13 protein-coding genes and 1 pseudogene are annotated in these 15,128 nt (G+C 41.4%); 1 reads left to right on the top strand and 13 read right to left on the bottom strand.

Annotation, left to right across the window (positions count from 1 at the left end; genetic code table 11):
• Positions 1 to 580 precede the first annotated feature (580 nt).
• Positions 581 to 894: pseudogene (locus UB51_RS29560) on the top strand (IS30 family transposase); the annotation flags it as partial.
• Positions 895 to 901: 7 nt separating this feature from the next.
• Here the strand turns inward: UB51_RS29560 and UB51_RS05540 are convergent.
• From UB51_RS05540 to aroC, 13 genes are all read right to left on the bottom strand, one after another.
• Positions 902 to 1,471: a hypothetical protein gene (locus UB51_RS05540; protein WP_044876451.1), complete on the bottom strand. Its 570-nt coding sequence runs from the start codon at positions 1,469 to 1,471 to the stop codon at positions 902 to 904.
• Positions 1,472 to 1,706: 235 nt separating this feature from the next.
• On the bottom strand, positions 1,707 to 2,330 hold the full coding sequence (locus tag UB51_RS05535; RefSeq protein ID WP_044876450.1) for a hypothetical protein: 624 nt from the start codon (positions 2,328 to 2,330) through the stop codon (positions 1,707 to 1,709).
• Positions 2,331 to 3,646: 1,316 nt separating this feature from the next.
• On the bottom strand, positions 3,647 to 4,744 hold the full coding sequence (locus UB51_RS05530; protein ID WP_044876449.1) for a prephenate dehydrogenase: 1,098 nt from the start codon (positions 4,742 to 4,744) through the stop codon (positions 3,647 to 3,649).
• Positions 4,745 to 4,777: 33 nt separating this feature from the next.
• On the bottom strand, positions 4,778 to 5,875 hold the full coding sequence (hisC, locus tag UB51_RS05525) for a histidinol-phosphate transaminase (RefSeq protein ID WP_044876448.1): 1,098 nt from the start codon (positions 5,873 to 5,875) through the stop codon (positions 4,778 to 4,780).
• 21 nt (positions 5,876 to 5,896) lie between these two features.
• A complete protein-coding gene (gene trpA / locus UB51_RS05520) occupies positions 5,897 to 6,703 on the bottom strand; it encodes a tryptophan synthase subunit alpha (protein ID WP_044876447.1) in 807 nt (268 codons plus the stop codon).
• Positions 6,700 to 7,896 (bottom strand): tryptophan synthase subunit beta, encoded by a 1,197-nt coding sequence (gene trpB / locus UB51_RS05515; protein ID WP_044876446.1) that lies wholly within the window; start codon positions 7,894 to 7,896, stop codon positions 6,700 to 6,702. The genes trpA and trpB overlap by 4 nt, the downstream gene beginning before the upstream one ends.
• A complete protein-coding gene (locus tag UB51_RS05510) occupies positions 7,893 to 8,573 on the bottom strand; it encodes a phosphoribosylanthranilate isomerase (protein WP_044876445.1) in 681 nt (226 codons plus the stop codon). The genes trpB and UB51_RS05510 overlap by 4 nt, the downstream gene beginning before the upstream one ends.
• Position 8,574: 1 nt before the next feature.
• Complete coding sequence (trpC, locus tag UB51_RS05505) at positions 8,575 to 9,384, bottom strand: indole-3-glycerol phosphate synthase TrpC (protein ID WP_044876444.1); 810 nt, start codon at positions 9,382 to 9,384, stop codon at positions 8,575 to 8,577.
• Entirely contained in the window at positions 9,374 to 10,414 is a 1,041-nt protein-coding gene (gene trpD, locus UB51_RS05500) for an anthranilate phosphoribosyltransferase (RefSeq protein ID WP_199925021.1), read from the bottom strand. The genes trpC and trpD overlap by 11 nt, the downstream gene beginning before the upstream one ends.
• Positions 10,415 to 10,536: 122 nt before the next feature.
• The gene (gene trpE, locus UB51_RS05495; protein ID WP_144406961.1) at positions 10,537 to 12,096 is read right to left on the bottom strand and encodes an anthranilate synthase component I; all 1,560 of its coding nucleotides are present in this window, start codon (positions 12,094 to 12,096) and stop codon (positions 10,537 to 10,539) included.
• A 319-nt stretch (positions 12,097 to 12,415) separates the two neighbouring features.
• On the bottom strand, positions 12,416 to 12,790 hold the full coding sequence (gene aroH, locus UB51_RS05490; protein ID WP_044876441.1) for a chorismate mutase: 375 nt from the start codon (positions 12,788 to 12,790) through the stop codon (positions 12,416 to 12,418).
• Positions 12,783 to 13,889 (bottom strand): 3-dehydroquinate synthase, encoded by a 1,107-nt coding sequence (gene aroB, locus UB51_RS05485; protein WP_044876440.1) that lies wholly within the window; start codon positions 13,887 to 13,889, stop codon positions 12,783 to 12,785. Before aroB ends, aroH begins: the two co-directional genes overlap by 8 nt.
• Before the next feature lie 2 nt (positions 13,890 to 13,891).
• A complete protein-coding gene (gene aroC / locus UB51_RS05480; RefSeq protein WP_044876439.1) occupies positions 13,892 to 15,061 on the bottom strand; it encodes a chorismate synthase in 1,170 nt (389 codons plus the stop codon).
• Positions 15,062 to 15,128 lie beyond the last annotated feature (67 nt).

Here is a 15,128-nt window from a genome sequence, read left to right as displayed (position 1 = left end):
TCTTCTATCATTTCATATATGCAATATATCGCATATATATATAACAAGCAAGTGTAAAAAATAAATACTCCAAATTCGTTTGGCTCAATACTAAAATGAGTGCTTGAAAGGACAGGTGAATGAAGACCACTACGATGACGGATTATTCTTACGATCGCTGTTGCCCTCAGATTTCTTTATTAACCGCTACGCGGATGGATTGTCCTTCCGATCGCTGTTGCCCCCAATTTTTTTTGAATCTACCGCTCTTTGCGGTAAAAATTCAGGGGCAAAGGCGAACGCTACGCTTCTCCACGACAATTCCATCCTCTCCGCTACGATCAGCATAGATTTCTATTTTCTGTAAGCACTGATTATGAATTAGAGCCGATAAAAATTCGTCAGTTATCTGGTAGTGGGTAATATCAACAAATAGTATTCTTAATCTCTCGTTACGATGAAGAAAAAAAAAGACCGCTACATTATGGGCCATTGCTCTTAGAGCAATACAGTTTCAGGATAGGTGTGGAGACTCCTATCCTGAAACTGTAAGTTTTTCAACTAAACTTTGAAGTTCCTTTTTTAAATTCGATCCCCCGAGATATTCGGACATAGGGAGCTTAATACGATAGTCTCCAGCCGTGGGAAAAGTAAGGCTTGTGTTGCGACCTTCATCGAACGAAAGACACGACTGTATACGGGAATTAAAATGCCTGATCCCAATTCATCCTGGCAGCGTGGTTGGTTCCAATGAGAACGGAAATGGCCCCTCATAGGTGAGTTATTTTTTAAAGCAGAGATGATGATGGTGAGCTGGCAAGGGCCCTCACTCTCATTAACAACAAGCCAAGAGAAGGCCTCAGTTGGAAGACCACTCACAAATCATTCACGGAAACCCTGTTGCACTTGGCTTGACAATCCATCATTTCCTTAATACGTTAATGATTCTATCTATAATTAGATCGTATGCTTGAGATTGAAATTCTTCTAAGGTAGCAAAAATGAAGTTCTTATTTTGTATATTTTCATTAAAAAAAGGTTTTTCGTCAAACAATACTTGAATAGCTAAATTTCTGTCCAACTTTAATCCTTCAATTTCGCATTTAGCCATAAGTAGATCTCCGATAACGGGTATAGATTCGCCAGTTAGTGTATCTAATTTGTACTGTAAGCTATTTGGTTCTGTGTACCAAATATCAAAAAAATCATTCCATGAATTCTCATAAAAGTCCTCATTCACAAATAAAGACCTTATGTTTATATTTCTATCTTTTATATGTGTAAGATCCCACTCTACAAAATCTTTATTTGTACAGTCATTAGAATTAGGAACAAAACCTAGAATTAACCTTTCCCAATATTGTTGAGACAAATGAAGGAAATCCTTGTGTAGAACTTTAGATACATTATGCTTTTCTTCGATATAAGTCATATCTAGATATATGAGATAATTAAAAATTAAAGAAGGATTATTAGACAAACAATAATTCAAAATTTAACACCTCCAAAAAATATAACACAAATATTAGGGTACCCACGGAAATGTACCTGATGTAGAGACAGCTAGCCCAGTTAATTAATTTTGCTATATAATAGTTAAGACCACTATCACTAACAATACCAGATACAGAGCCTCCAATTACTCCAAACCCACTTATATTATAAGAATCAAGATATATTCCATCTGATTATTCCTATACATTTTGGTGTTCTTAACGGTTGTTTGTTTAATGCAAATTTTTAAGCGACTTAATTACAGATCTAATAGCACCCTTTGTGATTTCTAGCTCTGTGCGATCTTTGGCATTCTGTAAAATGGTAATAATAATATTTTTATATGTCAAAGTAGCTAGATCTATATTGTTTGATAGTTCCTTGCTGGTACTCTCGTATCCACTTGAAAGATTCCATGATACTAATTCATTCCCAATGACAACAGATGTATATGCTATTTTAATCTGAATCTGCATGGTCTGGTTGTCGTTCTCATAAATAAGTAATTGTTCAGTCGATCTTAAATCATCTAAAGTTCCATCGACAGTAATGCTTTGCTTTTTATCAAAGGTTATATCCTTATCGACTAACATTATAGACGGATATATAGGAGTATTTCTAAGTTTAAAGCCTGGTATTCTAATGTCCTTCGCTAATTTTCCTGACAAATCTGAAAATTGCTCATAAGAGATTATTATTTCGTTCTTTTGATCTTCAACCTTTACTTTCTCGGGTGTTACTATCAAGGCACTATCTTCAACTGAAAGAATTTCTGAATTACCTTTAGAATTACAGCCAACAATTAGTAACAAAAGCAACAATAAACATAATAGATAGAGATTTCTCGCAATCTGCACTATCCCACTCCTTTACATCATAGATGTAGATTACTTATCCCGGTTATGTATTGAATTAATTAACTTACATCCATATTCATTACCTCTATTTATTTACATTTATAGCTTGTTGAATATAATTCATTTAGGATATTGTGTAAATGTAGTCTATATCACTGGTGAGGAAAATTTTCCTTACCAAAACAAAAAAAATGCCCTGTCAGCACTCACGCCAGCAAGGTAACATATGTATTAACAGGGGTTGTCTATGTATTAGAGAATTAACCTTAAAGGGAGATTATGATGAGGTTAGAATTAGATAAAAGCATGCTTCACTAGTGAGTTAAAATTAATAAATATAAAGGAACAGGAAAGTATATTTTACAGTAATTTTAAAATCAAGTACCCAAGAGCTCCTTCTGGGGCTCTTTTATTGTACAAATGCATTGCATAAACAGTATTTTAATCGAAAAACAAAAAAAATGAACCCCATTGAGTAACAACCAAGAAAGTAGTCAACGGTGCAGAATCGGTAATCTGGCATGTCGAACCATGAGAAGAACAAAGGGATATAGTCGTTCTTACCAGCTAACACGTTTTAAGGGTTCTAATTCATAATCAGCGTTTGCTGAAAATAGAATTTTATGCTGATCCTAGCGGAGAGGATGGAATTGTCGTGGAGAAGCGTAGCGTTCGCCTAAAAGCTTTCCCTTGGAAAGCTACTTCGAAAGCATACGCTTTGCCCCTGAATTTTAACCGCAAAGAGCGGTAAATTCAAAAAAATTTGGGGGCAACAGCGATCGGAAGGACAATCCATCCGCGTAGCGATCATTTATCAACTCGATACATTTGTCAAGCACTGATTTTGGTGTTGAGCCTTAAAACAATCCAACTATTTGCACAAAAACAAATTATGCAGAGAGTAGCGAAGAGGGCGGAATTGTTCTGTAGAAGTGTTAGCGCTCGCCTACAAGTTTTCCGTAGGAAAGCTACTTCGTAAGCATCCGCTTTGCCCTCGGATTTATACCGCTATAAGCGGTATATAATCAAGAAATCCGAGGGCAACAGCGATCGGAAGAACAATCCGGCATCGTAGCGATCTTCCTACACTGCTATTTTTCTTGCATTCGTTTTTTGAATTGAGCCGAGATTACTAATCGTTCGTCACGATTAAAGAACAAAAAAAAGACCGCTACATTAGCGGCCATTGCTCATTATAGAGCAATATAGTATTTGGATAGGAGTGGAGAGAAACCATACTGTAAGTTCATTATAATGTATCCGTTTTCATTCTGTCAACAACATTTTGAAACCGTATACATCGCCTTAAAAATAGGCTATACGTACACCATGTATTTCAGCTCTTGCAGAAGGGTTCTCGCCCGCTCCATATCGTCTTCAACTCGGAAAGAAAGTCTCATTACGCCAGGAACATCTTCTCTACTCTCAATAATTTGCATATTGCTAAGGTTGACCTGATTCACACCTAACTCCGTTGCAATCTGACCGATAATACCCGGATGATCCGGAACATCCAGATACAGATCAAATAAAGGTGTAATCATCCCCTTGCCTCTCTCTGGAAGCTCACTACGGAAGGCGTTTGCTTTCGCGAAGGCTCCTTCAATCCCTTGTCCATCTTTATTCTCAAGTAGCTCAATAAAGGAGGTGATCCCTTCATTCCAATCCTGAAGCAAACGTAGCATCACATCATTGTTATTCAACAAAATATCTCGCCAAATGACAGGGTCGCTTGATGCGATCCGTGTGATGTCTCTAAATCCGCCTGCAGCCAATCTGCGATACAAGGAATTAGTGTCATTATAATCACGAATTTGATTAACTAAAGCCACAGCAATAATATGGGGTAAATGACTAATCGCCCCGACGATCTCATCATGAAGCTTAGGCTCTACTCTTACAATCTGCGCACGTGTATAAGACAACAGCTCTACTAATGAGTCATACACAGATTCTGGCACATCCGCAGGTGGAGTCAATACATAATACGCATTCTCGAATAATAACACTGACGCAGCTTCTACGCCTGAACGTTCTGAACCAGCCATGGGGTGTCCACCGATGAAATATACATCTTGCAAGTGCAACGATTCTGCCGCAGCAGATACACTAGCCTTCGTACTTCCTACATCTGTAATAATACAGCCTTTCTTCAATGGCAAATTACTCAAACGCTCTAAATAATCTTCTAAATTGCCAACGGGTACACATAAAAAAATAAAGTCAGCATCTAATGCTGCTTCTTCCATCGAGAGAGTAGCCGTATCAACGACACCCTTACTCATATATTTATGAATGGAGTCGGGGCGGTGGGTATGCCCCACCACCGTAATTCCAGGCTTACCTTTAAAGCATAAAGCCAATGAACCACCTATAAGTCCTACTCCAAAGATTGCAATTTTAGTTGTTGTCATGTTCCTCACTTCAATTCTTATAAAATTAATGGTTTATACCTGAGCTGATTTTACCTGGAGAACTTGCTCAAGTGTGTTAATGAACACAACATTTTGTTCCTTTGAGCCTATAGATACACGAATGTACTCAGGATAATGCTGAAATCCTGCACGGACAATAACACCTAATTGAAGCAATCCTTGAAATACCTCAAGCCCAGGTTTACCAACGTTCACCAAGATGAAGTTACCATGAGCTGGGAAATACTCTAGACCTATACGATCAAATTCTCCTTCTAAATACGATATCCCCTGCGTATTATGCTCGCGACAATATTTCACATAATCTTGATCTTCCAGCGCTACTTTAGCAGCTGCCTGACCGATCCGTGATGTATTAAAAGGTTCACGAACTTGATTAATTAGCTTGATCACTTCAGGATGACCCACACCATATCCAATTCGAAGAGAAGCAAGTCCGTATATTTTAGAAAAGGTACGAAGAATAACCAAGTTGGAGTATTTAGATAAAATATTCAGACTGTTAGGGAAAGTATTATCCGTCACAAATTCACAATAAGCTTCGTCAAGCACAACCATGATATGTGAGGGAACGGCATCTAAGAAAGCAATTAGTGCCTGCTCAGAGACAATCGTACCTGTTGGATTGTTTGGATTACAAATCCATATAATCTTAGTTCGATCCGTAGTAGCTGCAAGCATAGCATCTAAATCATGAGTTCCATCTTTAAGTGGAACCTCGATACTGATCGCGCCCTCGATGTCAGCATTACTTTTATATACGGAGAATGTCTGATCAGCCATAATCGTCTCATCACCTGATACAAAAAAGGCTCTAGTAATCAAGGCAATAATTTCATCCGATCCACATCCAAAAATAATCTGCTTACTGTCCACACCTAAACGGTCAGCTAAAGCTGAAGTTAAACTTGCCGAGCTTCCATCTGGATAAATACTAATATTGTCCAACTCAGCTAGAATGGCATCCTTCACTCGAGGAGATGATCCATAAGGATTCTCATTGGATGCCAGTTTCACAACATCACTCAAGCCAAATTCCTTCTTCACTTCTTCAATAGGTTTACCTGGTTGATATACAGGAAGGTTAACAATACTAGATTTTGGTTTCATGGCCACTCATTCTCCTCGTATCTATACTTTTAATTGAGCAACAAAATTTCTTATTTGTAACAATCCCTCTTGTTTGGTACTCGCATTACTCAGCAATGGAATAACCGATTCGATCTGACGAACAATAGCGCTACCTACAACGACTCCGTCGCAGATTTCCGAGAAATGTTCTACCTGTTCCCGCGTCGATATTCCAAACCCAATAGCAACTGGAAGAGTTGTGTATTGCTTAACCGTCTGAATAAACTCTTCTACACCTTGATGGAAGGTCGCTCTCTCTCCCGTTACACCTAACGATGATACACAATAAACGAAGCCACTAGCATTACCTACAATTCTAGCAATTCGTTCATGCGATGTTGGAGCTACCAATGGAATGAAACTCACTCCAACTTCATCCGCCAGACGTCTTACTTCCTCTGATTCCTCGATAGGTAGATCTGGAATAATTAGACCACTAATATCGTGGGCTTGGATCTGTTCAAAAAAGTGAGTCAGACCCATTTGCAATACAGGATTGTAATATGTGAATAGAATAAATGGCATCTTCACGCCTGCTTGGCGAGCCTTCAATGCTGTCTCCATACATTTACGGATGGTTACGCCTTGCTTCAAAGCACGCTGTGAAGCTCGCTGAATAACAGGACCATCTGCAAGAGGATCAGAATAAGGAACACCTAGCTCGATCATATCGGCACCCGCAGCTTCTAGTTCTTGAATAATCTCCACCGTAGTATCCAAATCAGGATCACCTATGGTTAGAAATGGCATGAGTGCTGTCCGATTCTGACTCTTTAATGTCTCGAATGTTTGATCCATTAAATTCATAACTGTCCTCCCCCTCTGTATGCCATGATGGATTCCACATCTTTATCTCCTCGACCAGACAGACAGATGACCACAATATCATCTTTAGTAAACGTTGGTGCCAGCTTCACAACTTGAGCAACCGCATGTGCAGATTCCAATGCGGGTATAATTCCTTCCGTCCGACAGAGAAGCTCCAGTGCATCCAGTGCTTCTTGATCTGTTATGGGGACATATTGGACACGTTCGATATCTTTAAGATAAGAATGCTCGGGACCTACACCCGGGTAATCAAGACCCGCTGAGATGGAGTGAGCTTCTTGAACCTGTCCATGTTCATCCTGTAGAAGATAGCTCATAGAGCCTTGGAACACACCATGGGTTCCTTTGCTCATCGTTGCTGCATGAAACTCCGTATCGACTCCTTTACCAGCAGCCTCTACGCCAATCATAGCAACTTCTTTATCTTCTAAAAAGGGGTAGAACATACCAATCGCATTACTTCCCCCTCCAACAGCGGCTACGAGCATATTCGGCAGACGACCTTCGGCTTCCAGTATTTGTGCTCTGGTCTCATCTCCAATGATACGCTGAAAGTTACGTACCATCATTGGATACGGATGTGGGCCCACAGCTGAACCCAATACATAGAATGTGTCATCCACATGACTGACCCAGTAACGAAGTGCCTCATTTCCAGCATCCTTCAGTGTGCGTGATCCCGAAGTCACAGGCACAACCTCAGCACCCAATAGCTTCATACGGAATACATTAAGCGCTTGACGTTTCGTATCATCCTCACCCATGAATACTTTACATTCCATCCCAAGAAGTGCAGCTACTGTAGCCGTTGCAACGCCATGTTGACCGGCTCCTGTCTCAGCGATCACTTTGTTCTTGCCCATACGCTTAGCGAGTACACCTTGTGCGATGGCATTGTTGATTTTATGAGCCCCGGTATGATTTAAATCTTCTCTCTTCAAGTAAATTTTAGCATCACCTAAGCGTTGGCTTAAACGTTCTGCATAATACAGCGGGGTCTCACGACCCGAATATTGCTTAAGTAAATAATCAATTTCTGCTTGAAAGCTTGCATCTGCTGCATTCTCATTATAAGCATTTTCTAATTCAATTAATGCATTCATTAATGTCTCAGGTACGAAGCGACCTCCGAATGGACCGAAACGTCCATGCTGATCCGGTACTTGTGTCATAAACCTTTCACCCTTTCAACAAAAGTTTTAATTTTATCTATATCTTTGATTCCATTACTTTCAACACCACTAGAGACATCTACTCCATGAGGATGATAGAGTTCCAATAATTCCTCGACATTATCAGGATCAAGCCCACCGGCAATCCATAGCGGAATACCTTCATGATGACTCCAATCTTGATACCGTGTTATTTGCTCCCAAGCGAAGGTCTTCCCAGAACCGCCTCCATGCACAGGATCGAATGTGTCCAATAATACGGCATCAATGACACCTATATATTCCTGAAGAGCAGTCTCTATATCAGAACTATCTGAAGTATCCTCTGTTCTTTGAATTTGAATAACTTTAAATATTTTAACCCCGAATGCCTGCTTTACCTTACGGCAGAATTCGGGTTTCTCTTGTCCATGTAGCTGAATCACATCTAGTGAAACACGATCCATCACTTCGGATAACTGTTCCATCGTTGGATTAACAAATACGCCCACACTTTCTGGTGTCTTCTCATTCTGCCACTTAGATAACTGCGGTACCAGAATAGCTGCGGTATCCACTGAGACCTGACGACGACTTTTAGCAAATACAAACCCTATGTAATCCACAGGTAAGTCGTTCATATATTTTAGCACTTCAACGTCCTGAAGTCCACAAATTTTAACTAACGCACTCCCCATCTTAGAACCTTCCTCCTTGATCCTTAAGGGGACCCATAAGATGTTGAACCGCAGTGCCAATCTCTTGCTGACGCATGAAATACTCTCCTATTAACACGCCATCTGCTCCTGCTTGTTTCAGATACGTCATATCTTCGACGCTTGATATGCCACTCTCACTAATGATCGTAATTCCATCAGGAATAAGTCGTACAAGCTCAGCCGTAGTCTGGAGGGAAGTCTCAAATGTATGCAAGTTTCGATTGTTAATGCCTATTAGGCTGGCTTGATCCAGTTTCAACACTTCTTCCAGCTCTTGCTGATTATGCACTTCAATTAATGAATCCATGCCGATAGATGCGGCAATTTCGAGGAATGACGAGATCTGTGCAGGCTCAAGAATGCTAGCTATCAGAAGTACCGCATCTGCTCCAAGTACCCGTGCTTCATATATTTGCCGTTCATCAATGATGAAATCTTTACGTAATAATGGAATATTTACCGCAGAACGAACCGCCTTTAAATACTCCCCGCACCCTTGAAAATACACTTCATCCGTCAGTACAGACAAACAATCTGCTCCTGCTTGTTCATAGGCTAGCGCAATGTCTACAGGGTGGAAATCTGGACGAATTAGGCCTTTAGAGGGTGAAGCCTTCTTCACTTCGGCGATCAACCCCATCTCCCGATGGCGTCTTTCATTTAACGCTTTTATGAATCCTTTGGTTTCGGGTAAAGCTGCGATATCTCGTTCTATTTCTGTAAGATTGAAATGCTGTGCAAGCTTCTTCACTTCTTCGACCTTCGTTGCTACTATTTTATCAAGATACATTGGATTGATCTCCCGTCATTAGAATCAACTGATTCAGTTTATCATGTGCTTTTCCATTATCAATAGCCTCAGCCGCTAGTTTCACACCTCCAGCAATGGATTCGGATAACCCAGAGACATAAATACAAGCACCTGCATTCGCCAATACCACGTCACGATAAGGACCCTTAGTACCTTGCAGAACCGATTGTATAATTTGGGCATTCTGAGCGGCATCTCCCCCCAGAACATCCTCAATCGGATGTAAATCAAGTCCTAGATCATGGGGATGGATGTCATAAGTACTTACTTTCCCTCCCCGTAGCTCAGAAACTTGTGTAGGTGCAGAAATACTAATCTCATCTAATCCATCCAAGCTGGAAACGACTAAGGCACGTTTCAAACCTAACTCCTTCAACACATGTGCAATCGTTTCTGTCATATTGCGATCATAGATACCCAGTAACTGACGATCAGCACCGGCAGGATTAGTCAATGGACCCAGCATATTGAATACAGTTCGAATACCAAGCTCTTTACGAGGTGCTGCTGCATGTTTCATCGATGGATGATAAATTTGAGCGAATAAGAAGCATATACCTATCTCGTCCAAGCAACGCTTCGCTTGTTCGGCAGAGATATTGATATTGACTCCTAATGCTTCCAATACATCAGCACTTCCCGCACGCCCTGATGCAGAACGATTACCATGCTTAGCTACCCGAACCGATACAGATGACGAAATAATAGCTGAAGTAGTGGAAATATTAAACTTGTGTAATCCTGATCCACCCGTTCCACACGTATCGAGCAGATGCTCACTCTCTGTCAGCATCCGACTACCCGCACCTCTCATAGCTTCAGCAAATCCCGTTATTTCATCAATCGTTTCACCTTTTATTCTTAAGGCCGTTAACAAGGCACCAATCTGCGTATGCGTTGCTGCACCCACCATAATGCTCTCCATGATACTTCGTGCCTTTTGACGTGTAAGGTCACGACCTTGAATCAGTTCGGCGATGCTACTCTGTAGCAATTCTGTATCCTTGATATTATTCAACTTATTCTCAACTAGGCTCTTCTCCACTTCGCTCATCTCCAATATATTTAATTCTATTACCCTACCTATGAATCGCCTGATTTATCTTTGGCACCGCCATGACCGCTCAACTCTTACCCTTGTGGCGTATATTCGTATAAATAATCTTGATTTATGCTTCCCGTCTCCTCCATAACTGAAGGGAACATAGCCTCCGCCGTACGAATAGCCTTAAGAAGTGCTTTGGCTTTATTAACCGTCTCTTCATACTCCTTCTCTGGAACGGAGTCCCAGACAATACCTGCTCCGGCTTGGACGTATGCTTTTCCTTTTCGAAAGATCAAAGTACGGATCGTAATACATGAATCCATGTTACCTGTAAATCCTAGATATCCGATTGCACCCGCATAAGCACCCCGAGCTTCTTTTTCTAATTCCGCAATAATTTCCATCGCTCGTAGCTTCGGTGCTCCTGATACGGTTCCTGCCGGTAAGCAAGAAAGAAAGGCATCAAAGAAATCTTTATCCTCTCTCAGTCTCCCTGACACATTGGACACAAGGTGCATAACATGTGAATAACGCTCAATCTCCATAAATGAATCGCACTTTACGCTTCCGAATTGGGATACACGTCCTAAATCATTGCGTCCTAGATCAACAAGCATAAGATGCTCTGCACGTTCCTTCTCGTCCGCCATTAACTCTTCACTAAGCTCACGGTCTTCTTGCTCATTCTCTCCACGAGGTCTTGTGCCCGCTATCGGCCTTGTCTCAGCTCTATCTCCATCAACCTTAACTAGTGCCTCAGGCGATGTGCCGACAATGATTTCCTCATTCATTTTGAGATAATACATATAGGGAGATGGATTAAGTGTTCTTAGTACTCTATATACGTGCAATGGGGAAACCTCTGTCTCAATATGGAATCGCTGGGATAATACCACCTGAAAAATATCTCCCGAACGAATGTATTCTTTCGCTTGTTCTACATTTGCAATGTACTGCTCTTTCGTCATATTGGACTTGATATCACCCAGTTCCACATCCAACGGAATACTTCGGCTATTCACATTCTCACGTGGACCCTGCTCCTGTAACTGCTCAGCAATATCCTCCAACTTACGACTAACGATCTCGTACGAGGCTTGAATATCACTGTCGGTATCTCCTTCTTTGATATGAACATTCCCCACTAACAATATTTGCTGCTTCACATGATCGAATACGATAATTGAATCACAGAACATAAAACGTATATCATCCATATGGAGATCATCAACCGCATGAGCTGGCAATTTCTCATAATACTGCAATAAGTCATATCCAAAGAATCCAATAGCTCCTCCAGTAAAAGGAGGCATGTCATCCAGTTTAGGGCTTCGATACATACGCAATAACGCCTTTAGCTCCTCTACTGGCTTCCCCTTCATGATCTCTTGCTCACCATTCTTCTCCAGAATGATTTTGCCCTTTTTACCAGAAATCATGAGAAATGGATCTGTACCGATAAAGGAGTATCTAGCCCATTGGCTCCCTCCCTCGACACTCTCTAACAGAAATGCATGATCTCGCTGAGCATATCGCTGAAAAATCCGTATCGGCGTCTCCATATCTGATAACAGACGCTTCACAACAGGAATTAAGTTGTATTGGCTTGCAAGAGAAATTACCTGTTCTACACTGGGGGTCATGATGACCAGCCTCCTTCATATGATACTTCTACATACTCTAAGTTATCTTGCGAATCTAATAAAAAAACCTCTACAAAGTAGAGGTTTTCAAGATGATCAAGTATATGAAAGAGTCCGGCAACAATCCCATTCATCCCCCTACTAAACCTCTCCTAATAAATCAAAGAGAAGTCTTAGAGATCAGAAAATAGATCCTCTACCGACATATAATTAAACTATGGACTCTGCTCAGCTATACTCTTCTCAACTACACTCTGCTCTACTCAACTAAAACCACTATACATGATGCATGCTATCTTTGACAACCCAGCTCCGAAAAATATTAGTTCGTTGAAGCGGATAAATCAGGTCTAAGCTTGCGTGCATCATTTAAATAAACATGTTTCATTTCCCGCTGACTCTTCTCTGTATTCACTTGTATCATGAGACGGATACACTGTGGCAAGCTTCCTTGTACAGGAATCTCAACCGAACACATCAAAGGCACTAACTCCCAACCTTCCAGTTGTCTGATCGCTCTTGCTGGAAAAGTAGCATCGAGATCGTTAGTCATCGTAATCCATACGCTACAGATGTCTTCAGGTTCAACTGCATTACGGGTAATAATTTCACGAAGTAGTGTCACTGTCTCGCTTAGAATTTCCTGCTCTTCATTCTGTGTCACCGTCGTTGCACCACGAATTCCCCTATTATACATGGACTTCCCCTCCTTCTCTAAGTAGATCTATCACATCTCGAACGAGCTGTTCGGGTACATCCTTAACGATGCTTACAGCACCAATAGAGTCCGGGATAATAAACAACATATGCCCTTCTTTGAACTTCTTATCGTGCATCATAGCTGCCATGATATCGTCTGTAGATAAATGATCCGCCATCTTTACAGGCAATCCAAGGGATGTCAGCATACTCACTGTCTCATCATATATACTCTCGTCACGACCTAATTTGACAGCAAGCATTGCTGAACCCGCCATCCCAATTGAGATAGCTTCACCATGTAAATATTCACCGTATCCACCAACAGCTTCTATGGCATGACCAATCGTATGCCCTAGATTAAGAATAGCTCGAAGATCATTCTCCCGTTCATCCCGAGACACAACCGAGGCTTTGATACTACAACCACGTTCTAAACCATATCCTAGAGCTTCAGGGTCCAATGACAGTAATTCAGTAGCATGCTCTCTGCACCATCTTGCAAAATCACCATCCTGAATTAATCCATGTTTGATCATTTCAGAAAGTCCTGACGATACGTCCCGTGGAGGCAACGTTTGTAACGTATCTAAGTCATACAATACTAACTCAGGCTGATGAAAAGCACCGATCATATTCTTGGCAAGAGGATGGTTCACAGCAACCTTACCCCCAACGCTACTATCATGTGCTAGAATCGTCGTCGGAACTTGTACGAACTTAATTCCTCGCATATAACTTGCAGCAACGTATCCAGCCAAATCACCCACTACGCCACCACCAAGCGCCACGACAGTCGAGCTACGATCAAGTCCGCCCTCAATAGCTGTCGTCATGACTTCTTCAAAGACAGTTAGCGATTTAGACGTCTCTCCAGATTTCACAACCTTGGACACGGTCTGAAATCCTTCCGCTGCCAATTGCTTCTCTACTCTATTCAAGTAATGAGGCGCAACCAACTCGTCCGTAACGATCAATAGAGGACTTTTAGTAGATATACCATGACGCTCGAAATACTGCCCCATTCGGTCAATAAGACCTTGCCCGATATAAATCGGATATGATCGCTCTCCTAGATCTACTGTCACCGTTCTCATCTTTAATACCTCTCTAATTGAGCAAGGTATTGATTATAATTGGTTTGGGTCTCTTCCATCGAGTCACCACCGAATTTCTCTAAGAAGGCTTTAGCAATTTCCCATGCGACAACATGCTCCATCACAACACTCGCTGCTGGCACTGCGCAAGCATCTGAACGCTCTACCTGTGCAGTGAAGGCTTCTTTCGTATCAATATCTACACTTTGTAGTGGCTTATAGAGGGTTGGGATAGGTTTCATCACACCGCGAACAACGACTGGCATACCGTTCGTCATTCCGCCTTCGAATCCACCTAGACGATTACTAGCACGGTGATATCCACGTTCTTCCTCATACATAATCTCATCATGTACTTGAGAACCACGTAAAATGCCCGCTTCGAATCCGATACCGATCTCTACACCTTTGAATGCGTTGATTGACATCACACCTTGAGCGATACGTGCATCTAGCTTCCGGTCATACTGCACATAACTTCCCAGTCCAATCGGAACACCTTCAACAATACATTCAACAATGCCACCAATGGAATCGCCATCTTGTTTAATTTGATCGATATAAGCTTCCATCTTCTTCTCTGTCTCAACATCTACAACCCGTACAGAAGACGCTTCAGTCTTCTCAATCAACTCATCTATAGATAAATCATGTGGTGGGGCTTCTATTTCCCCAATACGAATCACTTGACCTGCAATTCTTATTCCAAATTGCTCAAGGAATTGCCGCGCTATTGCACCAACAGCCACGCGAACTGTCGTTTCTCTTGCACTAGAACGTTCAAGTACGTTACGCAAGTCCTTCAAATTGTATTTAAGTCCACCATTAAGATCCGCATGGCCTGGACGAGGGCGATGAACACGACGTTTTTCTTCATCCGTGCCTTCTATCGGTTCTATGTTCATAATGTTCTTCCAATGTGTCCAGTCATTATTAGCGACGACCAGAGCTACAGGAGCACCTGTCGTATAACCATGACGAACTCCACCTACGATTTGTGCTGTATCTTTCTCTATCTGCATACGACGTCCACGTCCATATCCCTTTTGGCGACGGTGGAGTTGAAAATTCAATGCTTCGAAATCTAATGTTAAATTGCTAGGTAACCCCTCAATAATAGCCGTGAGCTGAGGTCCATGTGTTTCACCAGCAGTCAAATAGCGTAAACTCATGTTGCTTTCCCCCTTTAAACTTTTAAACTGTAATTGACTAAAATCGGCCAATATCTTTGCTCATTAT

It is taken from the genome of Paenibacillus sp. IHBB 10380, from assembly GCF_000949425.1.
Lineage (GTDB): Bacteria > Bacillota > Bacilli > Paenibacillales > Paenibacillaceae > Paenibacillus_AQ.
Note: the sequence above shows the minus strand (reverse complement) of the source record. Positions and strands in the feature narration are given on the sequence as shown.

Coding starts and splice junctions, on each gene's coding strand:
- aroB (WP_044876440.1), bottom strand. CDS start 13,889: ATGAGAACGGTGACAGTAGATCTAGGAGAGCGATCATATCCGATTTAT.
- trpC (WP_044876444.1), bottom strand. CDS start 9,384: ATGTATCTTGATAAAATAGTAGCAACGAAGGTCGAAGAAGTGAAGAAG.
- UB51_RS05510 (WP_044876445.1), bottom strand. CDS start 8,573: ATGGGGAGTGCGTTAGTTAAAATTTGTGGACTTCAGGACGTTGAAGTG.
- aroC (WP_044876439.1), bottom strand. CDS start 15,061: ATGAGTTTACGCTATTTGACTGCTGGTGAAACACATGGACCTCAGCTC.
- hisC (WP_044876448.1), bottom strand. CDS start 5,875: ATGAAACCAAAATCTAGTATTGTTAACCTTCCTGTATATCAACCAGGT.
- aroH (WP_044876441.1), bottom strand. CDS start 12,790: ATGTATAATAGGGGAATTCGTGGTGCAACGACGGTGACACAGAATGAA.
- trpA (WP_044876447.1), bottom strand. CDS start 6,703: ATGAATTTAATGGATCAAACATTCGAGACATTAAAGAGTCAGAATCGG.
- UB51_RS05530 (WP_044876449.1), bottom strand. CDS start 4,744: ATGACAACAACTAAAATTGCAATCTTTGGAGTAGGACTTATAGGTGGT.
- trpB (WP_044876446.1), bottom strand. CDS start 7,896: ATGACACAAGTACCGGATCAGCATGGACGTTTCGGTCCATTCGGAGGT.